This is a genomic window from Streptomyces sp. NPDC088910 (assembly GCF_044749865.1).
In the GTDB taxonomy this organism is placed as follows: Bacteria; Actinomycetota; Actinomycetes; order Streptomycetales; family Streptomycetaceae; genus Actinacidiphila.
The window spans coordinates 18182-40250 of the sequence record NZ_JBIVIV010000008.1; the positions used below are offsets into that span (position 1 = coordinate 18182).

Sequence of the window (22069 nt, forward strand, 5' to 3'; positions counted from 1 at the left end):
CGCGTGACCGGGCTGGACGAGCAGGTACTGGCCGAGGAACGGACTGGCGACGAGGCGCGGTGTCTGGCTGACGCGCGGGTATGCGGTCATGACGACCTCCACGGGTAAGCGAGCGGTTAATCCGGATGGTGGGCGGCCCAGTCCTCGCGGGCGGCGATGAGCGCGGGGCGCACCTTCGTGTCGAGGAAGTCGGCGTGCGCTCGTAACTTCGCGGTGACCTCGGCCAGCCCCTGCGGGTCCAGGGCCGGAATCCAACGTCCGACGGCGACATGAAGGTTGACCACCGGCATGCGGAGGCGGGGGTCCTCGTCGTACGGATCGCAGTCGATGCTCCCCTCGAAGACCGCGTCTTCCTCCACTCCGTCCCATACGTCCGGGGCGGCCAGCGGCAGCATGGGGCCTTCGAAGAGGCTCCGGTGGTTGATCTGCGCCAGCAGCGACGGGAGCAGATCCGGCGGCACGCCGACCTCGGTGGGGTCGTCCTCGGCCCATTCGGGAAGGTACCCGGACACCACGGCGCCGCCCTCGGTGGCGATGGTCCACGTCCCTGGCGCGGTCCACGACGCGGGCCGGCGCCCGGCACAGGTGTCAGACTCGCCCACGGCTTCCGGTGATGCGGAGGAGCGTGGCTCGGTCACGGCCGCGCCCTCGGACGGCCAGGCGTCGGCCATGGTGAACGAAACGGCTGTTCCGCCGTACTGACTCGGCCTCACCTGCCAGGAATCCGACAGGGCGTCCACCAGCCACAGGCCGCGGCCATGCTCCGAATCCTCCAGAATCGCCGGGCGCTTGAGCAACTGCACCTTGAAGGGCGATCCCGGGTTGTGCACCTCGACGCGAAGGTCTGTCCTCTCGCGCCACCACTCGATTCGTACACGCCATGCGTCTTCTGACTCGCCGTAGAGGACCGCGTTGGTGACCAGCTCCGAGATCATCAGAACGCAGTCGTCAACGGGACACGCGAGTCCGTGGGGTTCGACGAAGTGCCGGAACCAACGACGCGCCCGACCCACGGACTCCGGGACGGGATAGAGCGTCATCGTCCCGTTCGGCTCCGGGCTTGTGTCGGAGCCGTGGGGATCAGCTGTGACGTCATTCATCGGGTGTGCTCCTTTACGCATGCCGATTCGGCCAAGGCGGCGCTCGGCGCGAGTTCCGCACAAGTGGCCTTAGCCACTTAGTGGATAGTGGCATTAGCCACTTGCGGTGCGCAAGTGGTTCGGCACACACGGTGCCGTACGTCAGGTCAGTTCGTAGCCCTGCTCGAACGCCCACCGGTCGGGCGGGTACGTGGCCTCGGCGAACTCCAAGGGCCGGTCCTGTGCGTCATAGACGACGTGATGTACGACGAGAACCGCCGACGCCGCCTCCAGTCCCAGGTCCGCGGCCTCCTCGTCCGTCGCCGCGCGGGCGCACATCCGGTCCTCCGCGTAGCTTCCCCGCCGACCCGTAGCGCGCTCGACGTACAGGAGCGTTCCTTCCCGGATGCGTTCCGGATTCAGGAGCTTCGGGGCCTGCTGCCCGACGTCGGCCGCGAACCAGGACGTGGACAGCGTGATCGGCCCGGTCTCGTTGTTGGTCACGCGCCGACGCTGGACGACTCTGCGGTCGTTCGTCAGCCCCAGCGCCGTCGCGACATGATCCGGGGCCTGCGACCACGCGGCCATGGTGATCACGGCGTATTCGCCGGGTGTGTAGATGTGCCCGGTCTGACGCGCCCGTCCGTACAACTCCCTTGCCCGCCGGTTGACTTCGAGACCCCGTACGTAGGTGCCCGAACCCTGCCGCTTCTCGACCAGGCCCTGACTGCTCAACGCTTCCAGCGAGCGGGCGGCTGTTGGGCGGGATACGTTCCACGAGGCCGCGAGCTGCCGTTCCGAGGGAACCTCGTCTCCGGGCCGCAAGTCGCCGCGCAAGATCTGGTCGCGGATGTGGTGCGCGATCTGGAGGTACTTCGGCTGAGCCTCCTCGATCTGCGGCATCACGCCTCCTCTTGTCACAAGTGGCTATTACCTCTGGCCACTATAGGTGAGTGGCCAACCTCCGAGGCTCGTACGCTGGCCGCATGACGCGCTTGATCGTGGCAGCCGGCGGCGGGGGCGACGCGGTCGCCGCCGCGGTGGTGGACGCCGCCCTCTATGGAGGTGACGAGCCTGCCGTGATCCTCACGTACGCGTGGGACCGTCTGATCGTCGATCCCGTGCCGGGGCCCCGCGGGGCGGCGGATTTCAGGGGCCTTCGGCGGCTTACGCACAGCGTCCGGGCGGTTCCCGCCGACGCCAGGCCCGTCGCGCCCGCCGGTTCCACGCTGCCGCGGCTCGCGGCGGAGCTGACCTACACGTTCGCTCTTTTGGACCCGCATCACGGCGTCGAGGGCATGACACGTCAACTGGACGAGCTGATCGCGGAGTTCTCACCGTCGACCGTCGATCTCCTGGACGTCGGGGGCGACATCCTCGCGCGCGGTGACGAGACCGGGTTGAAGAGTCCGCTCGGGGACGCGCTCTCTCTCGCAGCCTGCGCTCGGGCCGACGTGCCGATCCGCCTGTTGGTGGCCGGACCCGGTCTCGACGGCGAGATCCCGGCCGATGTCCTGCGCGATCGCCTGGGCTCTCGCGTTCATACGCTTACGGCCGAGCAGGTCGAGCCCGTCAGCGCCGTACTGGAGTGGCATCCCTCCGAGGCCACCGCGATGCTGGCCGCCACAGCCCGAGGCATTCGCGGCCTCTGCGAAATCCGGGACTCCGGACTCCCCGTCCCGCTCACCGACGAGGGACCGGCCGTCTACGAGGCCGACTTGAGGAAGGCGGCCGAGCGCAACGCACTGGCTCGCGCGGTCCGCACCACGACGAGCCTGGCTGAAGCCGAGCGGCACAGCCGCGAGGTCTGCGGCTTCTCGGAGATCGACTACGAGCGCGCCAAGGCCCAACGGCTCTCCGACCGGACGTCCGTGGCGTTCGACGATGCCGCCGTCCTGGCCCGCGTCGCCCACATCGCGGCAGCGGCCCGGACCCAGGGCATCACTCATACGACCTTCCGCCGCCTCACCGAAGCCCTCGGACTGCCCGGCACCCAACGCCGCGACCTGCGCGCGCTCCTGATCTCCACCCGCCCGGCGAACTACACGCCACCCCTGTGGCACTTCGGAGGGCAGGGGTAAGCAACAGTCGCCGACCTCACTCGCGCACCCTGCGGAGGGACCGCCCCCATGAAGCCGAGCCCCGCCGACCCCGAAGCCTGGAACGCCTATCTCGCCGAGGGCAATGCCATGCAGGCCCGTAAACGGGTCTCCGCCGACGTTCTCCTGCGCGATGAGGAAGGCCGGGTCCTGCTCGTGAAGCCCACCTACAAGCCGGGTTGGGACCTCCCGGGCGGGATGGCCGAGGCGAACGAAGCCCCTGACGACGCGGCCCGCCGCGAACTCAAGGAAGAATTCGGCCTCGACGTCACCCTCCATGGTCTCCTTGTCGTCGACTGGGTCCCACCCCATGGCCCTTGGGATGATCAACTCGCCTTCATCTTTGATGGGGGCACACTCACAGCTAGGCAGACTGTAGAAATCCGTCCACATGACAGAGAACTTCTACGACTGCGTTTGTGTCCCCGCCCGAAGCCGCACCAGCGCACGCGACCGGCCGGCGACCCACGCGGCCATCGCCGAAGCGCAGTTGCAGTTCGGGCAGGTCGGATCCGCGGACGACGAACCGCCTTGGGTGAGTTACTTCGACCGGACCAAGCTCACCGTGGGCATCGGCATCGCGCTCGGGCAGCTCGGGGACGTGGATGCCGCCGAGCCGTTGATCGCCGAGGCGCTGCGCGATGAGCCGGAGACCAATCTGCGCGGCCGGGCCTTCCATTCCTTCTGGCTGGCGAGCACCCGGTTACAACGCGGCCTGGTGGAGGAGGCCTGCCAAGCGGCCAGTGACGCCCTGAACCTGTCCGCGACCATCGACTCGCCCCGTGTGACCTCACACGTGCGGACTTCCGTCGCCTGCTCACACCATTCCGCACGTTCCGGCCAGTCGCGGAACTGGACGCCCGGCTGCCGGGGGCAGCGGGCTGACTAGAGTCCGGCCTCGTCCAGCAGCAGGTAAAGGACTCCCACGAGTGTTCCGCTGCTGACGATTTCGCGGCGGTCGATCATGCCGCGCAACGTGGACAACGGGACCCACTCAAGCCGGTCGGACTCGTTGAGTTCGGTTGGCGGACCCGTGTACTCCACCGCGTCGGCGCGGAAGACGAAGTGCTCCGAGTCGGTGATCCCGTTCGCCGGCTGGGCGTAGATCAGGGGCGTCATCTCGCCGGTGCGCCAACCGGTCTCCTCCATCACCTCGCGGGCGGCGGCCTCGGCGGGGGTCTCGTCGGCCTCGACCAGACCCATGGGCAGTTCCCAGGCCCAGGAATCCGTGATGAAGCGGTGGCGCCACATCATCAGCACCTGCTTCTCGCTGTTCACCACGGCTGCCACTGCCAGGTGCCGCAGCTTGAGCACATGGTGCTCCCACCGCCGCCCGTCCGGCTGCTCGACATCGACCAACCACACGTTCACCCAAGGGTTCTCGTAGATCGGACGTTCCCCGTGGATCTTCCACTGCATCGCTGCGGCCCCTCTCGATCGCCCTCAGCATCCCAGATCCGGGACTGTCGGGCCGCTGTTCAGGGCGACTTCACGTCACGCTGACGAGTACCGGGCAAAGCGACGGCCGGGGAAGGCGGCTGGCCTTGTGGTGCGCGGGTGCGGTGGAACTTCGCGGACGGGCTTCGAGTGGAAGGGCTAGGCGTTGGCGTCGGTCTCGGGCTCCTCGTCCGAGGCGCCGTACATCGCTTCGACCAGCCGCTGTCTGGCTTGGTCCAGCCTGAGGTTGTAGTCCGGCATGAAGAGCTCTACGAGAGCCTTTTCGAGCGTGCCCGAGATGGCGTGCAGCGGAGACCAGACCGCTCGGTCGTTCACGATGGTGTCGAGAGCGCCGGAGCTCTCCACCTCGTAAAGCCAGTGGGACAGCACGAACGCCTGGTCATGCGACAGCTTGATGGTCACCTCTTCGTCCACCTGGGCACCGTAGCGCGCGGGATCAACGGCGTCGCCCGAGTAACAAGCGTGGAGCCCAGCCCGACAGGTCGCACCGGTCCGTACGACCGGCGTGGAATCTGCCGCTCGGGGCTCGGGGCTCGGGGCTCGGGCTCGGGGCCGGGCCCGCTTCGGGACGGGGGCGGTGGCGGGAATTGGGGGGAAACCGTCGTCGTACGGGAAGCGTCACATGCCAGGCGTTCCGCCGCCCACGGCGCGGTAGCGGATGAACGCCTCGCGTCCGTCGGGCACGAACTCCGGGCCCTGGGCGAGGGATTCGAGTTCGGAAGCGGTCAGCCAGGTGTGCCAGGGGACTTCGTACGGGTCGGGCCGGATCGCCGTGGTGACGACGGTCTCGTGGATGCCGAGCCAGTAGGGGCTGATGGCCCCGGCGCAGCGGAACTTGAGGACGAAGCGGGGCGCGGCCCGCACGCCCAGCTCCTCCAACAGCTCGCGGGCCGCGGCCTGTTCGTACGACTCGCCGACGTCGGCGGCGCCGCCGAGGAGCCAGTTGTACTGGCCGGGGAAGCGCGAGGAGTCCCGCGGGCGGCGGTGCACGAGGAAGCGCCCGGCCGGGTCGCGGCACACGATGGTGGCGACGCGGTGCAGCCAGCCCTCACGGATCGCCTCCGCCCGGTCGACGACGGCCAGGACGCGGTCCTGCTCGTCGACCCGGTCGACCAGTTCACTCATGCGACGTCACGCCTACGCGGTCACGCATGCGACGTCCCCCACCCGGCCCGCGCTCACCGGAGCGTGAAGACGGCCACGTCGTAACGCTCGTCGACCGGGGCCGGTTCGCCGTACGGCTCGCGGTCCGCCGCCGCGGCCAGTCGTTCGAGGCCGGAGGAGAACTGAGTCGGCGTCAAGTGGGCGAATTTCGACTGGGGTTGGGTCGTCATGCGGGCGTGGTAGTCGCGCAGGCTGCGGGTCACGGGCTGGACGAAGGAGCGGATCTCGCGCAAGTCGAAGCCAGCGGCGGTGAATTCGGCCGTGACGTCGTCCTCGGCGGGAAAGCGGAGGGCGTCGGTGGCGCGCAGGGGAGGCCAGTAGTCGTAGACGACGGCGTCCAGGCGCTCCTTGAACGTGGTGCGGACGACGACCGAGCCGCCGGGGCGCAGGACGCGGGCGAGTTCGCGGGCGGCGGCGGTGCGGTCGGGGAAGTGGTGGATCACCCGGGAGAGCAGGGCGAGGTCGAAGGCGTCGTCGCCGGCGGGCAGCGCTTCGGCGGTGCCGTGCGCGTACCGCACCGACGGGTGCGGGTGGTGCCGCCGGGCCTCGGACAGCATGGCCTCGGAGGCGTCCACGCCCAGGACGCTCGCGCCGTCGATCCACCGGGCCATCGCCGCCGCGAACATCCCGGTCCCCGAGCCGACTTCGAGCACGTCGGGCGCCGGGCGGTCGACGTAGGAGCCGATCAGGCCGACCCACGCGCGCAGGGCGTCATCGGGCATCTCGTTGCCCGACTCGTAGGAGCGGGCGAGCCGTTCGTCGTCGTAAGCACGCTTCATGCGGAACCGTCCTCAGGGTTGGCGGGCAGCGGCGTCGTACGTGGCCTGGCTCTGTTCGATCGCCGGATTGTTGTCGACCGCCCACTCGGCCAGGGCCACGGCGGGGGCGATGAGCGTGCGGCCCCGTGGGGTCAGCTCGTACTCGACGCGGGGCGGGACCTCGGCGTAGACGGTGCGGGAGACCAGCCCGTCGCGTTCGAGGTGGCGCAGGGTGCGGGTGAGCATGCGCTGGGAGATGCCGGGGACGCGCTGCTGGAGCTCGGTGAAGCGCAGGCGCTCGCCGTCGAGGGTGGCGACGACCAGCAGCGTCCACTTGTCGCCGACACGGTCGAGGATGCCCCGGATCGCACGGCCGCCGTCGCCGCGGATGAGGCAGGAGTGGCGGTACTTCGACATCGGCGCCCCCCGTCGCGTGGTCACACAGCACAAGCCCACAGCACAAGCCCACAACACAAGCCCGGAGCACACAGACCGTCGTACAACAGCCGGCACCGCGGCCGGTCCGTGTGCGTAAGGCACACCCATGTGCCTTTTGTAAGCGCCTCCATAGTCACCGATCATGTGCTTACTTACAAGTCGTAACCATGACGGAGGACGCACCCATGGAGACCGCCTACTGGATCCTGGCCGGGCTGCTCGCGGTCTTCTACCTCTACGCGGGCGGCAAGAAGACCGCGCAGAGCAAGGAGCGGCTCGCGCCCATGATGGGCTGGGTCGACACCGTCCCGATGCCCGCGGTCCGCGCCGTCGGCGCCGTCGAGATCCTGGGCGCCGCAGGGCTGCTGCTCCCGCCGCTCACCGGCGTCGCCCCCGTCCTCGCGCTGGTCGCCGCGCTCGGCTTCCTCGTCCTCCAGGTGCTGGCCACCGCCCTCCACCTCTCCCGCGGCGAGGCCAGGGTCACCGGCCTCAACATCGCCCTCATCGCCCTCGCGGCCGTCACCGCCTGGCTCGCCACGGCCTGGTGAGCGACGGCGCGCCGCCGTCCCGGCCGGTGATGTTGGCGAGTTGAAGCGGGTGGGAAATGTGGGCGTCACAGTCCGGGGTTAAGGTGCGCTCACACATGATCGGGGAAAGGCGCGCGGCCTCGGGGTTCCAGGGCCGTCGGCGGCTCGCGCCCGCATGGTCGGACGGCGGGCTCTGGGGGGTTCGCACGGAGGGCGAAGGAGTATCGCGATAGCACTTCGGATATGGCTCAGCAGCGCGGGGGTGGCCACGACCCAGGTGATGGGGATGCTGCGCGACAACCCGGACGCGGTGGACGTACGGATCTACGGGACCAATGTGCTGCGGGACGCGCCGGCGCTCGCGGCGTGCGATGTGGGGGAGTCGGAGCCGCGGTACGTCGGCGACGACGAATACGCCGCCTTCGCGGTCGAATTCTGCCGGCGGCACGCGATCGACGTGCTCATCCCGCCCAGACGGCTGGCGGCGCTCGCCGGGCGGGCGGAGGAATTCGCGGCGGTCGGCACGCGCCTGATGTGTTCACCGCCCGAGGCGGTCGACGTGCTGACGAGCAAGGGCCGTACGTACGAGGCCGCGCGGGCGGCCGGGGTGCCGGTGCCGCCGTGGCGCGTGGTGTCGGACGCCGAGGGGTTCCGGGCGGCGGTCGGGGAGTTGGGGGAGACCGGGGAACGGATTTGCGTCAAACCCGCCGGTGAGTTCTCGGCGTTCGGCTTCCGCATCCTGGAGGACCGGCCGCTGCGGCTCAAGGACCTGCTGGCCGCGCCCGTACCGCTGGCGTCGGTGGCCTCGGTGGCGGGCGCGCTGAAGCGGGCGGCGGACGAGGGCGAGGCCGTACCCGAATTCCTGGTGATGCCGTATCTGGACGGGCCCGAGGTCAGCGTGGACTGCCTGTCGGCTCCGGGCGGCGCCATGCTCACCGGCATCGCCCGCTCCAAGCAGGGGCGTTACCGGCTGCTGCTGGACGATCCCGCGCTGGTCGCCATCGCGCGTCGGCTGGTCGGGCACTTCCGGCTCGCGTATCTGTCCAACGTCCAACTCCGGTACCGCATGGGGCGACCGGTGCTCCTTGAGGCCAACCCCCGTGCCTCCGCGGGCATTTTCCAGACCGCCTTCACCGGGGTGAACCTGCCGTGGTCGGCGGTACGGCTGCTGCTGCGCGGTGACGCGGGCGCGCTTCCGGCGCCACGGCTCGGCGGGCGGATCGCGATCACGGAGAGCGCGACGGAGATGGCGGCGGCCATCCAACTCCCGGAGCCCGCACCGCCTCTGGAGCCCGCACCGCTTCTGGAGCCCGCAGCGCTTCTGGAGCCCGCAGCGCTTTTGGAACCCGCGGCGCCGCTCCCCGAGCCCGTACGCGTCCTCACCGGCATCGACGGCGCCCGCAGCGCCGCCCTTCGCACCGCCGCACGGGACGCCGTCCCGCCGGCACCGCTCCTCGGAGAGACGGCCACAGCGGCGAGCTGAGCCCCCTCCAGGGGCCCGCCCAAGACCCCCCAAGGCCCCCCGGCCCCCGACCCCGCGTCAGTCGATCGTCCCGCCCGACCCGTCCGACCGCCACAGCACACCGGGCGCCGTCTCCTTCGGCTCCTCGTACCACCCTTCCGGCCGCTGCGGCCGGGGAATCTCGCCGCCCTGCCGCAGCATCCGCCCGTCCCGCACATGCCGTCCGAGCAGCGCGCCGCCGAAGACGACGAAGCCGACGCCGACCAGCCAGGTGACGACGGTGAGCACGGTCCCGACGGGGCCGTACGTGACGGCGTTGGAGACGATCATCGGGGCGAAGAAGAGGTGCGAGAAGAGCCGGAGGCCCGCGAGGCCGAGCATGGTGAACACGGCGCCGGGCAGGGCGGTGCGGACGTCCACGCCGCCGCCGAGCAGGAAGCGCTGGCCCCAGGCGAAGAAGACGACGCCGAGGACGAAGGTGAGGACGATGCGTACGCCGCCGCGCAGCAGCCCGCTGCCCATGAGCGCGGCGCTCTGCGACTCGCAGAACAGATAGGCGGTGAGCACCGCGAGCCACACCGCGCGCCGCACGTCGCGGTGCCAGGGCCCGGACGGCAGGTCCCAGATCTTGCGGTAGCCGGTCTCGACGCTCGCCACGAAGGTGAGGCCGAAGTAGGCGAGCGAGGCCAGGCTCCACGCGCTGGTGGCGCTCAGGATGTTGCGCGGCGCCGCGAACAGGCTGCGGACGCTGTGCGAACCGTCCGCGTTCAGGCCCATGCCGTCGACGACCCACTGCGCGAAGCCGGGCCGGTTCTCCCACGGCGTCGCGGCGGCGACCACGACCAGCAGCGGCATCAGCGTGACGAAGCCGAGCGCGGCGAAGCCCATCGAACGGTGCATCAACTCTATGTGGGTGGCCTGCTTCCACAGCCGTCCCGGCGCGGACCGCTTCCAGGCAGCCGTCAGTCCAGCCATGGCCATGGTGTCACCTTCCCCCGCAGCATCACCGCTTGTGGATACCTGGCGGAGGACCCCGCGCGCAACTCGGGCCCCACAAAGCGCCGTTACGGGACACCGAATCGGGACAAGTGGCAGCGGCGGGCCGAGGGGCGGGGCCGCCGGGGGCTACTCCGGGGCCGCGTCCGCCGCCACCGCGTCATCGATGGCCTGCTGCACCTTCGACACCAGGGTGTCCGTGTCCAGCGCCGGATTCGCGGTGGCCAGCGCCTGCGCGAGGGTGTTGACGGTGGCGGTCAGCGCGGTCAGGCGCGTGATCAGCGTCTTCACGTCGGCGTTGGTGCCGCGCAGATAGCTGTACGCGTCGTGCGGGTCGGCCTTGCCGTTGATCTGGCCCTTGTAGGCCCACAGGTCCTTGGGATCGGGCATGTCGTCCTCCGGGGTGCCGCTCGCCCACGCGCGCAGGGCGGCGGGGGAGAGATAGGCGAGATTACGGTCGGTGGGAGTGCTGGTGAACTGCCAGAACAGCGGGCGCAGTCCGGACGGCGACGGCTGCGCGCGCTTCTCCGCGTCGGCGTACGACATGGTCCCGGCCGGATACGCCGGGTACCAGAGGAAGGCCGAATTGGCGGGCAGGTGCTTGGCCGCGATGTCGTCGGCGGAGGTGTAGACGCCGACGCGCTGTCCGGGGAACGCCTTCTGTACGGCGGTGATCCAGGTCTGCGCGTAGGCGCGGATCTGGGCGGCGGTACGGCCCGAGTAGTTGGCGCCGTCCGAACGGCGCTCCAGGTCCAGGACGTGCAGGAAGCCTTTTCTGGCATGGGACTTCACGGCGGCGACGTAATTGGCCGCCTCCGTGGCCGCGTTCTGGTTCGGCCAGCCGAAGTGGTAGGCGCCCGGCACGAGTCCGGCGCCGATGATGCCCGCGATGTGCGTGGCGAAAGCGCTGTCCTTGGTGTGCTCGCCCTCGCTCGCTTTGGCGAAGGCGAAGGTGATGCCGCTCCGGGCCAGGGACTTCCAGTCCTGATTGCCCTGGTACGACGAGACGTCGAGACCGCGAGACGTCGGCATGAGCCCTCCGGGTGGTCGTGGCGGGGCAGGCGTACAGTCCACCGTCACTCGCGGTGTCCGCGCAAGCGGAACGGGAAATGCCGCTCCACCAGAGGGCGTACGCGCAAGGGCTCGCGCCGGGCGCACTCCGCCGGTGACATCGCTCACCGCCTGTCACACCGGATGCCTCAGGTCACGCCCTGCCTCATGCGTCACGGGTACGTACGCGTCAGCCGCCCGGCCGCTCCAACAGCCCGCGCGCCGTGGCGAGTCCGTACGCCGACAGCGTGTAACCGTCCGAGATCGCGCCGTCCACCAGCATGGTGTGGAACGCCTCGGGGGTCAGCGCCAGCCTCCGGGCGATGCCCTCCTCCAGCGCGCCCTCGTCCGGCTCCTCGCTGAAGTCGTCCGCGTCGACGCGCGCGAGGTACAACTGGTCGGCGATCGAGCTGAGTCCGGAGTCGGAGACGAAGGCGCCGAGGTGCACGACCTCGCGGACCTCGCAGCCCAGCTCCTCGCGGGCCTCGCGCCGCGCGGTCGCCTCGCCGCCCTCGCCCGCGTCGCCGAAGCCGCGCGGGATCTCCCAGTGCCAGGCGCGGGTGGCGTGCCGGAAGTGGTGGAGCAGGACGATCCGCCCGTCGCTGAGCACCGGCAGCGCGGCGGCCCCGCCGATCGCGGTGTCGCCCACCGCGCGGATGTACGTGCCGAGCCGCCCGCTCCTGAACCGGACCGCGTCGCGAACCAGCCGCAGATACGGGTCCCGGTAGACCACGCCGATGTCCCCGACGTCCTCCGACAGGCCGCAGGCGACCGCCGACTCGGCCGTCCGCCGGGTCACTTCGTCCTGGTCCGCGCTGTCGAGCAGGATCTCGACGGCAGCGCCGGGCGGATTCTCGAACAACTCGGGCCGCAGGGCGCGCAGTTCGTCGTACGCCGCAAGCCGGGCGCGGCGCCGCTCACGGACCCGGTCGGCCTCAGGGCCCCGGTCGGCCTCCCGGACCCGGTCGGCCTCACGGGCGGCGTCGGCCCTGTCGGCGGCGGAGGCGGACCCCTCCGCGCCGCTGGAACCGCTCTCCGACGTCTCGTCCTCGGCGATGCCCATCCCCGTCTCCTGCCCCGTCGTCGGTGATCGGCGGCCTGCCGGCCGTCGCCTGGCCCGATCATAGATTCACAAGTACAGCGCCAGCGGCAGGCGTTCGACGCGCGCGGCGAGCCCGTCGTACGTCTCGATGTCCTGCCGGTAGTGCCGGTGCAGGGCCTCGACCACGTCGAAGACGCCGGTGCCGGCCGGACCGGGGCCCAGCACGCGGCGGCTCTCGCGCAGCAGGGCGCGCACGGTGGCGACCATCGTGGTGTCGAGGACCTTCCACAGCGGGACGCCGATCGCGCCCGCGCCGCTGACCATCAGCGACCGCATGAAGCCCAGGACGTCACCGCCGTCCGAGCGCATGCCCTGGCCCGCGAGGCACGCGCCGAGCACGGTCAGCTTGTTGCGCGGCAGGCTCAGGTGCAGGGCGAGGTCGAACTGCGTGAGGACGTCCTCCTGGCCGAGGTTGAGCAGCGGCCCCGCGCCCTCGGCGGTGTCCACGTACGTGCCGTGCCCGGCGTAGACGAAGAACTCGGGCTTGCACTCCACGAGCGCCGCCACCCCCGACCAGTCGGCCGGGTGCCGCTGCGCGGCGCCGGGGGCCGTCGTGGGGTCGGGGAAGCCGCCGAAGACGTCACCGGCCAGCACGATGTGGTCCGGCGGCCAGCCGGTGCCGACGACCTCGCGGCCCGTCGCGTGCGCGTCCGTCACCAGCAGCGCCGCCAGGTCGTCGTCCCGCTCCGCCAACTGCCGCTTGAGCAGGTGCCGTCCACGGGTCACGAAGGCCGCGACGCTCACCGAGTGCGACAGCGGTACGCGCGCCGCCAGCGGCCGGGCGTCGCCGCGCTCGGTCGCGACATGCAGCGGCATCGCGAAGAGGTCGTCGGTCGGGACGATCGTGAGATGCGTCAACGGGCCGCCGCGCGTGGCGTGTTCCCAGACCGGCGCGATCAGCAGGTCCCAGATCCGGTGGCAGGTCTCGGCGCCGGGCGCGCCCGCCTCCAGGTCGGTGGTCACCTCCCGCGCCAGCGCGGTCACGTCGTCGTACGGGACGGCGGGCAGCAGCGTCAGCAGGCCGTCGCGGCACACCATGACCCCGAGCCGGTCCGCGACGGCGGCACCCGCGCCGCCGTCGCGGCGCACCCCGTCCGGCGCCACGTAGCTGAAGTACCGCACCACACAGGACCCTTGGTGGTTGAGGGTGTACTGCACGAGCTGGTGGGCGATGTCCTCGTCGTGCGTGACCGAGGTGAGCGGGTGCTGGAGGAACCACTCCTCGTACTCCTGCTCGCGCCGCACGATCAGCGTCCGCAGCCGCTCCGCCTCCTCGTCCGCCAAGGTGCCGGGAGCGGCGCGCCGCCCCGTGCCAGGCGGCGGCTCCGCGCCGGACCCGCCTGCCTCGGCCCCCGCCTGACGGTCCGTCGGCGGCGCGAGCAGCGGCGGCCGTGAGGAGCCGAGCAGGTCGAGCAGTTCACGCCCCGAGGACTCCTCGACCAGCGACAGGATCTGCTCCAGATTCTCCCGCGACCCGTCGCCCGTCTCGACCCGCGCCGCGATGGCCTGGAGGTACGCGGGCCGCATGTGCCGCGCGTAGGCCCGCTTGTAGACCGGCAGCGCGACCGCGCCGCGTACGGTCCTGGCCATCGTCAGACGGCGGTCAAGGACATCGGCGGGACGGCTGTCCTCGGGGAGCTGCCCCGCCACCCGCGCGTAGCCCCGCACCGTGTACGCGTAGAAGTCGACGTCCATCCCGGTCTGCCGGCCGATACCGCTGTCGTCCTGCTCCAACTCGTCCAGCAGCGCCGCCAGTTCGGCCAGCCCCTCGGGGCCGCCCCTCCTGATCGCGAGATTCTGCCGGGCGATCCGGGCACCGCGCGCCCAGGGCTGGTCGAGCAGGTCCTCGTAGTACGCGACGGCGTTCGCGGGGTCGCACTGCGCGCTCAGATTCGCCGACTGGGCGACCCGGTAGGAGTCGCCGAGGGCCCGACTGACGACCAGCGACTCGCCGATGACCTCCAGCGCCCGGCCCGCGTCGCCGTCCTGCCGTACCGCCGTCGCCAGATTGTGCAGGGCGTTCGCGTAGCCGCGCAGGAACTCCCGGTGCCGGGGCGGCGCGTCGGGCGAGGTGGGCAGCGCGATCCCGAACTCCGCCAGACCGGCGCGGACATCGGCGCACAGTGCCTCCAGCTCCGGTACGAGACCGTGCGCGTCGGTGCCTCCCGGGCGGTCGCGCGCGGTCTGGCTGCGCTCCTCGAAGGCGGCGCGCGCCTGATTGCTCCGCAGGTCGGGCAGCACCCACCACAGCCCGGCCGTCACAGCCGTGCGCACGGCCGTACCGAAGGCGATCCTGGCCGGGGTGAAGTCGCCCAGCCGGTACCGGATACGGCCGACGCCGTCGTACCAGCGGGCCACCGCGTAGGAGGCGAACTCGTCGGGCGCCTGCGCCAGGCGCGCCAGGAGCCCCTCCGCGTCGGCCCTGGACGCGTCGATGAGCTGGAGGCCGGTCAGCGGCTCGTACGCCATGTCCGCCCGGACGATCTCGCACCAGTACGCGCCGACGCGCCGCGCGGTCGTCCGCGTGCCGCCGCCGGGGGCCGGGCTGTGCGCGTCCGCGAGCCGCAGCATGCCGACGGCGTCGGACTGGCGCATGGGGATGTCGAAGTCGACGTCGAAGCGGGTGATCAGGTCCTCGACGTCCAGCGTCTCGACGAAGGCGCGGATGGCGGAGGAGGCGGATCGACCGCCGGGGGCGGGGGCGGGGCGGGACGCCGGGCCTAAGGCGCCTTCTGGGGAGGGTGACGCGGATGTCATGGGAAACCTCAGTGCCGTCGGGTGAGCCAGCGGGATGCGCCGTACGCGATCAGCCCCGACACCACGGCGCAGGGCAGTGTCACGGCGACGGGGAGCGGTCCGAGATCGAGGTGGCGGCGGACCAGGACGGTCACCAGCCAGCACAGGGACGCGCCGACCAGCCCGGCCGCCCAACTGACCAGCCACGCGTAGGAGGTGGTCGCCCTGACCCCCGCCCAGCGCAGCACGGTCAGCGGCAGCGCCAGGGCGAGCGCGGTGAGCACGGCGATGGTGGGGGACTGGAGGAAGCGGGAGAGCGGTACGTGGTACGAGAACGACTGGACGGCGGCGAGCGCGGTGGCCGCCGCGCCCAGCACTGAGCCCTGGATGAGCGTCAGCTTCCCGCGCCGGTCGTCGAAGGCGCGGTCCACGATGGTGGTCGCCAACGCCCGTGCCGCCTCGGCGCGTTCGCGCGTCGTCTCCAGATACACCTGGTCGCTCTCGGCCTGCGCGATCAGCGCCTCGGCCGCCGCGAGGTCGGCCTCGGGCCAGGACGCGCCCGGGCCCCGGCGGTGGACGACGGGCGCGTGGATGCGCATGTTGGCGGCGGCGATGGCGACCGTACGGCTCAACTGCCGCAGTCCGGTGATCGTCCACGTCATGCCCTGCGCGCCGAGCTGCGTCCCGTCCAGCAGCGCCGCCGCGCGCAGCACCCGGCCGAGCGCGATCGGCTGCCCGGAGGCCGCGGGCTCCAACTCCCGTAACAGCTCGCGCGTATGACGCTCATTCACTTCCACCCGTACGTGCACCGGCTCGTCGGCCGCGTACTGCCGTGCCTCGTACCGCAGTTTCGAGGCGTGCAGCAGATAGCGGGTCAGCGGCCGCAGTCCGCTCTCGCCGTCCACGGCCCAGGCCCAGGCGTCCAACTCGGCCTCCAGCGCGGCCGGGGCGAGCACGTAGAGGTGGGAGACAGCGTTGTGCGCCGGGTCCTCGTCGGGCCGCCACACGTCGAAGCCGTGGTCGGTACGGTCGAAGCCGCGCCACCAGGCGCCGTCGCGGCCCGAGCCCGAGGCCGTGCTGCCCGAACCCGTACCGCCGGAGCCCGTACCGCTGACCGACCCCGTACCGCTGACGGAACCCGGTCCCGGCACCGGCGGGCCGTACCGGCGTATCTCCTCGCACACCGTGTGGTCGTTCACGCCGACAGTGCGCCGGCGCAATGCCTCGAAGACGCGGAATTCGCCGAGGATTCCGTCCGGCGGGGGCCCGGCGCCCGGCCGTCCGGTGCTCGCGACCGCCGTGTTCCATTCGGTCAGCAGGTCATTCCACTGTTCGAGGCCGGAATGGGTGTCATTCGGGGCGAGCAGCGCGATCAGGCCAACGGTGTCGTGTTCCGCGAAGACGAAGGCGGAGTGAACGGAGGTCGCGCCGCCGCGTTCGGCCGCCGCGAGGATTTCCAGGTCCTTCGTATGGCCGGGAATGGCCGGTAAGCGGGCCGCGTGAAACGGAAGTCCGGTAATCGGCGATGTCATGCCGAGCGCTCGGCACGCCTGCCAGAGATCGTTGAGATAGGCGTGTGCGGATTCGTCGTCGGCGGAGGCGGTGGGGGCGAAGCAGGCGACGAGCAGGGCCGGTTTGACGATGCCGCGCATCAGGCGGCGGGGCCGGTCGACGAGGGGCCGCCGCCCGTCGAAGGCCCGGCCGCCGGGCCCCGGTCCTCACTGCTCAGGTCCAACGTGAGCCGCCGCACGAGGATGTTGCGCTGCTCGCGCTGCCGCTGCGGGATGAAGGACTTCACCGGGCCGGGACGCGCCAGCGCGCGCCGCGACTCCTCCAGCCTCTGGAGCGCGCCGAGCGCGCCGCGCACGCCCTCCTCGCTCCCGTCCGCCAGCGCCGTGCTCAACGCGTCCAGCGCGGCCCCCACCGCACCCCATTCCTCCGAGGTCAGCAGCCAGTCCTCAATGGCCTCGACCCGCCCGAGAACGCTCCGCACACTGAGCCGGTCCGTCATGGCCCTCCCCCTGCCCCGAGAATGCGAAAGCCCCCCGGCACGCGCATCCGTTTCGGCGGAAGCGTATACCGGAGGGCTGACGGCGCACCCGGGAAATACCCGGAAGGATCTCTCCGCGGATCTCGGTACGGATCTCGATACGGATCTCCGTACGCCGATCGCCACGGGTTCAGTGCCGCGACGCCAACGCGCGATTGAGGTCGAGGACATTGACGTGCTTCTGGCCGAGAAAGCCCAGCTCGCGCCCCGACACATGGTCGGCCACCAGTTCGCGTACCGCGTCCGCGGAGAGCCCGCGGGCCTTGGCGACCCGGTTCACCTGCTCGTACGCGTACGCGGGCGAGATGTCCGGGTCCAGGCCGGAGCCGGAGGCGGTCACCGCGTCGACCGGGACCGAGGCCGGGTCGACACCGTCGAAGGCGGCGACGTCCTTGCGGCGCTGCTCGATCGTCTTGACCAGGCCCGGGTCGTTGGGGCCGAGGTTGGACGCGCCCGAGGCCAGCGGGTCGTAGCCGCCGGCCGACGGGCGCGGCTGGAACCACTTGGGGTCCGGACGGGCCGCCTCGTCGGCGTCGTCGGGGTTCTTCTTCGGCAGGTCGAAGCTCTGCCCGATCTGCCGGGACCCGACGACCTGGCCGTTCTGCGTGACCTCGGAGCCGTTCGCCCGGTCGCTGAAGGCGACTTGGGCGACGCCCGTGACGGCCAGCGGGTAGACGATCCCCGCGATCACGGTCATCAGCAGCAGGACGCGGAGCGCCGAGAGGTGCCTGCGGACCGCGCTGGAGTGGAACGTGAACATCGTGTCGCACCTTCCTTTCGTGAAGAGGTGTCGCTCGCCCGGAGGCGGCGGTCAGCGCAGTCCGGGGATGAACTGGATGATCAGGTCGATGAGTTTGATGCCGATGAACGGCAGGGCGAGGCCGCCGAGTCCGTAGACCCAGATGTTGCGGTTGAGCAGGGCGGCGGCGGACGACGGCCGGTAGCGGACACCGCGCAGCGCGAGCGGGATCAGCGCGACGATGATCAGCGCGTTGAAGATGATCGCGGAGGCGATGGCCGACTGCGGGCTGTGCAGGCCCATGACGTTGAGCTTGTCCAGGCCCGGATAGGCGACGGTGAACATCGCGGGGATGATCGCGAAGTACTTCGCCACGTCGTTGGCGATCGAGAAGGTCGTCAACGCGCCACGGGTGATGAGCAGTTGCTTGCCGATCTCGACGATCTCGATCAGCTTGGTCGGGTTGGAGTCCAGGTCCACCATGTTCCCGGCCTCCTTGGCGGCCGAGGTGCCGGTGTTCATGGCCACGCCGACGTCTGCCTGCGCGAGCGCGGGCGCGTCGTTCGTACCGTCGCCGGTCATCGCGACGAGCTTGCCGCCCGCCTGCTCCCGCTTGATGAGCGCCATCTTGTCCTCGGGGGTGGCCTCGGCGAGGAAGTCGTCCACGCCCGCCTCCTCCGCGATGGCCTTGGCCGTCATCGGGTTGTCGCCGGTGATCATCACCGTGCGGATGCCCATCGTCCGCAGCTCCGCGAAGCGTTCGCGCATCCCGGCCTTGACGACGTCCTTGAGGTGGATCACGCCGAGCACGGTCGCGGTCGTCCCGCCGTCGCGGCGCACGATCTCGCCGACGACCAGCGGTGTGCCGCCGCTCGCCGAGATGCCGTCCACGATCTCGCCGACCTCGGGGCTCGGCTGTCCGCCCGCGTCGCGGATCCACCGGATGACGGCGGAGGCCGCGCCCTTGCGCAGCGACCGCTGGCCGCCGTCCTCGACCAGGTCGACGCCGCTCATCCGGGTCTGCGCCGTGAACGGCACGAACTCCGCGTGCGGCAGCTCCCCTTCGGCCCGCGCGCGCAGCGCGTACCGCTCCTTGGCGAGCACCACGACGGACCGTCCCTCGGGCGTCTCGTCCGACAGCGACGAGAGCTGCGCCGCGTCGGCCAGCCGGCCGATGTCGGCGCCGCCCAGCGGCAGGAACTCGGCGGCCTGCCGGTTGCCGAGGGTGATGGTGCCGGTCTTGTCGAGCAGCAGGGTGTTGACGTCGCCCGCCGCCTCGACGGCCCTGCCCGACATGGCCAGCACATTGCGCTGCACCAGCCGGTCCATGCCCGCGATGCCGATCGCCGACAGCAGCGCCCCGATGGTGGTCGGGATGAGCGCCACGACCAGCGCGACGAGGATCACGATGGACTGCTCGGCGCCCGCGTAGATCGCCATCGGCTGGAGGGTGACGACGGCCAGCAGGAACACGACGGTCAGTGAGGCCAGCAGGATGTTCAGCGCGATCTCGTTCGGCGTCTTCTGCCGTGACGCGCCCTCGACCAGGGCGATCATCCGGTCGATGAACGTCTCGCCCGGCTTGGAGGTGATCTTGACGACGATACGGTCGGACAGCACGCGGGTGCCGCCCGTCACCGCCGACCGGTCACCGCCCGACTCCCGGATGACGGGAGCCGATTCACCGGTGATCGCGGACTCGTCCACTGACGCGATGCCCTCGACGACGTCACCGTCGCCGGGGATGATCTGCCCGGCCTCGACCACCACGTGGTCGCCGAGCCGGAGTTCGGCGGCGGGCACCGGCTCCTCGGCGACCGCCCCCGCGGGCCCCGCGGCGGAAGTGCCCTGCCCGTGACTCCAGTTGGCCAGCCGACGCGCCACCGTGTCGGTCTTCGTACGCCGCAGCGTCTCCGCCTGCGCCTTGCCGCGGCCCTCGGCGACGGCCTCCGCCAGATTGGCGAAGACGGCGGTCAGCCAGAGCCACGCGGTGATCACCCAGGCGAAGATGCTCGGGTCCTTGATCGCGGAGAGCGTGGTCAGCACCGCGCCCGCCTCGACCACGAACATGACCGGGTTCCTGGCCATGACGCGCGGGTCGAGCTTGCGGCACGCGTCGGGCAGCGAGATCAGCAACTGCTTGGGATCGAGCAGCCCGCCGGAGATCCGGTGCGACGGCTGCGCCGCCGCGGCGCCGTGGCCCCCCGAGGGGGACGGCGGCCTGTCAGTGGTGACGGACATCAGTGCAGACCTTCCGCGAGCGGGCCCAGCGAGAGTGCGGGGAAGTAGGTGAGGCCGACGACCACGATGATCACGGCCGTGAGCAGGCCGACGAACTGCGGCCGATGGGTGGGCAGCGTGCCCGCGGTGACGGGCACCGGCTGCTGTCCGGCGAGCGAACCGGCCAGCGCCAGCACGAAGATCATCGGCAGGAAGCGGCCGAAGAGCATCGCCAGACCGAGCGCGGTGTTGTACCACTCGGTGTTGACGCTGAGGCCCGCGAACGCCGAGCCGTTGTTGTTGGCGGCCGAGGTGAAGGCGTACAGCACCTCGGAGAAGCCGTGCGGACCGGAGTTGAGCATCGCGGCGCGCTCGCCGGGCAGCGCCATCGCCGTACCGGTGCCGATCAGGACGACCGCGGGCGTGGCCAGGATGTACAGCGACGCGAATTTCATCTCGCGCGCGCCGAGCTTCTTGCCCAGGTACTCCGGCGTGCGGCCGACCATCAGCCCGGCCACGAACACCGCGATGACCGCGAGGATCAGGATGCCGTAGAGACCGGAGCCGGTACCGCCGGGCGCGATCTCACCGAGCATCATGTTGAAGATCGTCATGCCGCCGCCGCCCGGCGAGAACGAGTCGTGGAAGGAGTTGACGGCGCCGGTCGAGGTCAGCGTGGTCGAGGCCGCGAAGAGCGTCGACGCCCAGATCCCGAACCGCTGTTCCTTGCCCTCCATCATCCCGCCCGCCGCGTGACCGGCCGAACTGCTCACGCTGTGCAGCTCGTTGACGGTGATGAGCGCCACCGACGCGGCCCAGATCAGACCCATCACGGCGAGGATCGCGTACCCCTGGCGGTGGTCGCCGACCATCTTGCCGAAGGTGCGCGGCAGCGAGAAGGAGATCACCAACAGCAGGTAGATCTCCAGGATGTTGGAGATCCCGTTGGGGTTCTCGAAGGGGTGGGCGGAGTTGGCGTTGTAGAACCCGCCGCCGTTGGTGCCCAGTTCCTTGATGACCTCCTGCGAGGCCACGGGACCGCCGGTGATCGACTGCTTGTCGCCGATCAGCGTGGTGATCTCGTGGACGCCGTGCAGATTCTGCACCGCGCCCGCCGCGACCAGCACGATCGCGAAGACGAACGCCATCGGCACCAGCAGCCGTACGACGATCCGCGTCAGGTCCACCCAGAAGTTGCCGACCCGGTCCGTCCTGCGGCGCGTGAAGCCGCGGATGAGGGCGGCGACCACGGCGATGCCGACGGCGGCCGACACGAAGTTCTGCACCGCCAGACCCGCCATCTGGACCAGGTGACCCATCGTCACCTCGCCCGAGTACGACTGCCAGTTGGTGTTCGTCACGAACGAGGCGGCCGTGTTGAACGCCTGGTCGGCCTTGACCGGCGCGAAACCCAGCGACAGCAACAGGTGGTTCTGAAGCCGCTGGAATGCGAAGAGGAAGAGCACGGACACCACGGAGAACGCCAGCACGCCCCGCAGATACGCCGACCACTTCTGGTCCGCGTCGCCGTCGACACCGCCGAGCCGGTAGATGCCGCGCTCGACGCGCAGGTGCTTGGCGGTGGTGAGGATGCGGGCGATGTAGTCGCCCAGCGGGCGGTAGGACAGCGCCAGTGCCGCGATCAGGACGGTGATCTGGAGCCAGCCCGCGAGAGTGTCGTTCACTAGAACTTCTCCGGGAAGATCAGGGCCAGCACGAGGTAGACGAGCAGGCAGGCAGCCACGACGAGGCCGACGACGTTCTCGGCGCTCACAGCTTCTCGACCCCCTTGACCACCAGGGCGAGCACGGCGAACACCGCGACCGTCACGAGGACGAAGACAACATCGGACATGGGCGAGAACCCCGGATCGTGTGGAGAGGTGAACGGAAGGACATCGCTCATGAGACGGCCTGACCGGGGCCCGTCCGGCGCTGTTAACGCTTCCCTGGCGCGGCGGACGGCCACGTTGACACCGTCTTGACGGCGCAGGCCGTGTCCTGCCGGGCTCTGCCGGGGCGTACGGCCGCGCCGCAGGTCAGCGGGGCGGCGCGCGAACGATTACGGCAGCCGGGTGAGCGGCGGCGGGCTGGCGTCCGGGGCCCGGCGTCAGGGGCGCGGAGGCGCGGCGGGCTGGCGTCGGGGTCGTGGGGTCGCGTCGGGGTCGCGGCGGCCCGGCGTCAGGGTCGCG

General features: G+C 70.9%; 22 protein-coding genes. 4 read left to right on the top strand and 18 right to left on the bottom strand.

What is annotated here, in order from left to right; translation table 11 throughout:
• Window positions 1–116: 116 nt before the first annotated feature.
• Both ACIP4Z_RS19475 and ACIP4Z_RS19480 read right to left on the bottom strand, forming a co-directional pair.
• Window positions 117–1121 (bottom strand): ATP-binding protein, encoded by a 1005-nt coding sequence (locus ACIP4Z_RS19475; RefSeq protein ID WP_401310116.1) that lies wholly within the window; start codon window positions 1119–1121, stop codon window positions 117–119.
• A gap of 120 nt (window positions 1122–1241) precedes the next feature.
• Entirely contained in the window at window positions 1242–1982 is a 741-nt protein-coding gene (locus ACIP4Z_RS19480) for a GntR family transcriptional regulator (RefSeq protein ID WP_401309558.1), read from the bottom strand.
• An 83-nt stretch (window positions 1983–2065) separates the two neighbouring features.
• Here ACIP4Z_RS19480 and ACIP4Z_RS19485 point away from each other — a divergent pair, with 83 nt between their 5' ends.
• Window positions 2066–3160: a DUF1152 domain-containing protein gene (locus tag ACIP4Z_RS19485; RefSeq protein WP_401309560.1), complete on the top strand. Its 1095-nt coding sequence runs from the start codon at window positions 2066–2068 to the stop codon at window positions 3158–3160.
• Window positions 3161–3208: 48 nt separating this feature from the next.
• Window positions 3209–3823 (top strand): NUDIX domain-containing protein, encoded by a 615-nt coding sequence (locus ACIP4Z_RS19490; protein WP_401309563.1) that lies wholly within the window; start codon window positions 3209–3211, stop codon window positions 3821–3823.
• Between the two features lie 240 nt (window positions 3824–4063).
• Here ACIP4Z_RS19490 and ACIP4Z_RS19495 read toward each other — a convergent pair whose 3' ends face one another.
• The 5 genes from ACIP4Z_RS19495 to ACIP4Z_RS19515 form a co-directional block, all read right to left on the bottom strand.
• Window positions 4064–4597, bottom strand: a complete 534-nt coding sequence (locus ACIP4Z_RS19495) for an NUDIX hydrolase (RefSeq protein WP_355336213.1) — start codon at window positions 4595–4597, stop codon at window positions 4064–4066.
• A gap of 177 nt (window positions 4598–4774) precedes the next feature.
• Window positions 4775–5050: a hypothetical protein gene (locus ACIP4Z_RS19500; RefSeq protein ID WP_401309566.1), complete on the bottom strand. Its 276-nt coding sequence runs from the start codon at window positions 5048–5050 to the stop codon at window positions 4775–4777.
• Window positions 5051–5254: 204 nt separating this feature from the next.
• Complete coding sequence (locus ACIP4Z_RS19505) at window positions 5255–5761, bottom strand: NUDIX hydrolase (protein WP_401309569.1); 507 nt, start codon at window positions 5759–5761, stop codon at window positions 5255–5257.
• 53 nt (window positions 5762–5814) lie between these two features.
• A complete protein-coding gene (locus ACIP4Z_RS19510; protein ID WP_401309572.1) occupies window positions 5815–6579 on the bottom strand; it encodes a class I SAM-dependent methyltransferase in 765 nt (254 codons plus the stop codon).
• Between the two features lie 12 nt (window positions 6580–6591).
• Window positions 6592–6975 (bottom strand): helix-turn-helix domain-containing protein, encoded by a 384-nt coding sequence (locus ACIP4Z_RS19515; RefSeq protein WP_355336221.1) that lies wholly within the window; start codon window positions 6973–6975, stop codon window positions 6592–6594.
• 206 nt (window positions 6976–7181) lie between these two features.
• On the opposite strand from ACIP4Z_RS19515, the gene ACIP4Z_RS19520 reads away from it, so the two are divergent.
• Together ACIP4Z_RS19520 and ACIP4Z_RS19525 are read left to right on the top strand one after the other, a co-directional pair.
• Window positions 7182–7544, top strand: a complete 363-nt coding sequence (locus ACIP4Z_RS19520; protein WP_391159589.1) for a DoxX family protein — start codon at window positions 7182–7184, stop codon at window positions 7542–7544.
• 241 nt (window positions 7545–7785) lie between these two features.
• Window positions 7786–9006, top strand: a complete 1221-nt coding sequence (locus ACIP4Z_RS19525) for an ATP-grasp domain-containing protein (protein ID WP_401309575.1) — start codon at window positions 7786–7788, stop codon at window positions 9004–9006.
• A 57-nt stretch (window positions 9007–9063) separates the two neighbouring features.
• Here the strand turns inward: ACIP4Z_RS19525 and ACIP4Z_RS19530 are convergent, their stop codons facing one another.
• The 11 genes from ACIP4Z_RS19530 to ACIP4Z_RS19580 form a co-directional block, all read right to left on the bottom strand.
• On the bottom strand, window positions 9064–9966 hold the full coding sequence (locus ACIP4Z_RS19530; protein ID WP_355336225.1) for a YhjD/YihY/BrkB family envelope integrity protein: 903 nt from the start codon (window positions 9964–9966) through the stop codon (window positions 9064–9066).
• 144 nt (window positions 9967–10110) lie between these two features.
• A complete protein-coding gene (locus ACIP4Z_RS19535) occupies window positions 10111–11013 on the bottom strand; it encodes a glycoside hydrolase family 25 protein (protein WP_401309579.1) in 903 nt (300 codons plus the stop codon).
• Between the two features lie 208 nt (window positions 11014–11221).
• Window positions 11222–12094 (bottom strand): NUDIX hydrolase, encoded by an 873-nt coding sequence (locus tag ACIP4Z_RS19540; protein ID WP_401309581.1) that lies wholly within the window; start codon window positions 12092–12094, stop codon window positions 11222–11224.
• 66 nt (window positions 12095–12160) lie between these two features.
• On the bottom strand, window positions 12161–14890 hold the full coding sequence (locus ACIP4Z_RS19545) for a CHAT domain-containing protein (RefSeq protein WP_401309584.1): 2730 nt from the start codon (window positions 14888–14890) through the stop codon (window positions 12161–12163).
• 8 nt (window positions 14891–14898) lie between these two features.
• Window positions 14899–16521, bottom strand: coding sequence for a CATRA conflict system CASPASE/TPR repeat-associated protein (locus ACIP4Z_RS19550; RefSeq protein WP_401309587.1), 1623 nt, complete (start codon window positions 16519–16521; stop codon window positions 14899–14901).
• The gene (locus ACIP4Z_RS19555; protein WP_401309590.1) at window positions 16521–16880 is read right to left on the bottom strand and encodes a CATRA system-associated protein; all 360 of its coding nucleotides are present in this window, start codon (window positions 16878–16880) and stop codon (window positions 16521–16523) included. The genes ACIP4Z_RS19550 and ACIP4Z_RS19555 overlap by 1 nt, the downstream gene beginning before the upstream one ends.
• A gap of 169 nt (window positions 16881–17049) precedes the next feature.
• Window positions 17050–17679, bottom strand: a complete 630-nt coding sequence (gene kdpC, locus ACIP4Z_RS19560) for a potassium-transporting ATPase subunit KdpC (protein WP_355336237.1) — start codon at window positions 17677–17679, stop codon at window positions 17050–17052.
• A 51-nt stretch (window positions 17680–17730) separates the two neighbouring features.
• Entirely contained in the window at window positions 17731–19899 is a 2169-nt protein-coding gene (gene kdpB, locus ACIP4Z_RS19565; protein WP_401309593.1) for a potassium-transporting ATPase subunit KdpB, read from the bottom strand.
• The gene (gene kdpA / locus ACIP4Z_RS19570; RefSeq protein ID WP_391159447.1) at window positions 19899–21563 is read right to left on the bottom strand and encodes a potassium-transporting ATPase subunit KdpA; all 1665 of its coding nucleotides are present in this window, start codon (window positions 21561–21563) and stop codon (window positions 19899–19901) included. Before kdpA ends, kdpB begins: the two co-directional genes overlap by 1 nt.
• On the bottom strand, window positions 21563–21652 hold the full coding sequence (gene kdpF / locus ACIP4Z_RS19575) for a K(+)-transporting ATPase subunit F (RefSeq protein WP_188283652.1): 90 nt from the start codon (window positions 21650–21652) through the stop codon (window positions 21563–21565). The genes kdpA and kdpF overlap by 1 nt, the downstream gene beginning before the upstream one ends.
• Window positions 21649–21783: a hypothetical protein gene (locus ACIP4Z_RS19580; protein ID WP_355336243.1), complete on the bottom strand. Its 135-nt coding sequence runs from the start codon at window positions 21781–21783 to the stop codon at window positions 21649–21651. The genes kdpF and ACIP4Z_RS19580 overlap by 4 nt, the downstream gene beginning before the upstream one ends.
• Window positions 21784–22069 lie beyond the last annotated feature (286 nt).

What these genes read in the sequence shown, in the direction of transcription:
- kdpB (WP_401309593.1), bottom strand. Translation starts at nt 19,899, where the DNA reads ATGTCCGTCACCACTGACAGGCCGCCGTCCCCCTCGGGGGGCCACGGC.
- ACIP4Z_RS19480 (WP_401309558.1), bottom strand. Translation starts at nt 1,982, where the DNA reads ATGCCGCAGATCGAGGAGGCTCAGCCGAAGTACCTCCAGATCGCGCAC.
- ACIP4Z_RS19495 (WP_355336213.1), bottom strand. Translation starts at nt 4,597, where the DNA reads ATGCAGTGGAAGATCCACGGGGAACGTCCGATCTACGAGAACCCTTGG.
- ACIP4Z_RS19515 (WP_355336221.1), bottom strand. Translation starts at nt 6,975, where the DNA reads ATGTCGAAGTACCGCCACTCCTGCCTCATCCGCGGCGACGGCGGCCGT.
- ACIP4Z_RS19535 (WP_401309579.1), bottom strand. Translation starts at nt 11,013, where the DNA reads ATGCCGACGTCTCGCGGTCTCGACGTCTCGTCGTACCAGGGCAATCAG.
- ACIP4Z_RS19490 (WP_401309563.1), top strand. Translation starts at nt 3,209, where the DNA reads ATGAAGCCGAGCCCCGCCGACCCCGAAGCCTGGAACGCCTATCTCGCC.
- ACIP4Z_RS19545 (WP_401309584.1), bottom strand. Translation starts at nt 14,890, where the DNA reads ATGACATCCGCGTCACCCTCCCCAGAAGGCGCCTTAGGCCCGGCGTCC.
- ACIP4Z_RS19530 (WP_355336225.1), bottom strand. Translation starts at nt 9,966, where the DNA reads ATGGCCATGGCTGGACTGACGGCTGCCTGGAAGCGGTCCGCGCCGGGA.
- ACIP4Z_RS19475 (WP_401310116.1), bottom strand. Translation starts at nt 1,121, where the DNA reads ATGCGTAAAGGAGCACACCCGATGAATGACGTCACAGCTGATCCCCAC.
- ACIP4Z_RS19485 (WP_401309560.1), top strand. Translation starts at nt 2,066, where the DNA reads ATGACGCGCTTGATCGTGGCAGCCGGCGGCGGGGGCGACGCGGTCGCC.
- ACIP4Z_RS19540 (WP_401309581.1), bottom strand. Translation starts at nt 12,094, where the DNA reads ATGGGCATCGCCGAGGACGAGACGTCGGAGAGCGGTTCCAGCGGCGCG.
- ACIP4Z_RS19580 (WP_355336243.1), bottom strand. Translation starts at nt 21,783, where the DNA reads ATGAGCGATGTCCTTCCGTTCACCTCTCCACACGATCCGGGGTTCTCG.
- ACIP4Z_RS19550 (WP_401309587.1), bottom strand. Translation starts at nt 16,521, where the DNA reads ATGCGCGGCATCGTCAAACCGGCCCTGCTCGTCGCCTGCTTCGCCCCC.
- ACIP4Z_RS19520 (WP_391159589.1), top strand. Translation starts at nt 7,182, where the DNA reads ATGGAGACCGCCTACTGGATCCTGGCCGGGCTGCTCGCGGTCTTCTAC.
- ACIP4Z_RS19555 (WP_401309590.1), bottom strand. Translation starts at nt 16,880, where the DNA reads ATGACGGACCGGCTCAGTGTGCGGAGCGTTCTCGGGCGGGTCGAGGCC.
- kdpC (WP_355336237.1), bottom strand. Translation starts at nt 17,679, where the DNA reads ATGTTCACGTTCCACTCCAGCGCGGTCCGCAGGCACCTCTCGGCGCTC.
- ACIP4Z_RS19505 (WP_401309569.1), bottom strand. Translation starts at nt 5,761, where the DNA reads ATGAGTGAACTGGTCGACCGGGTCGACGAGCAGGACCGCGTCCTGGCC.
- ACIP4Z_RS19510 (WP_401309572.1), bottom strand. Translation starts at nt 6,579, where the DNA reads ATGAAGCGTGCTTACGACGACGAACGGCTCGCCCGCTCCTACGAGTCG.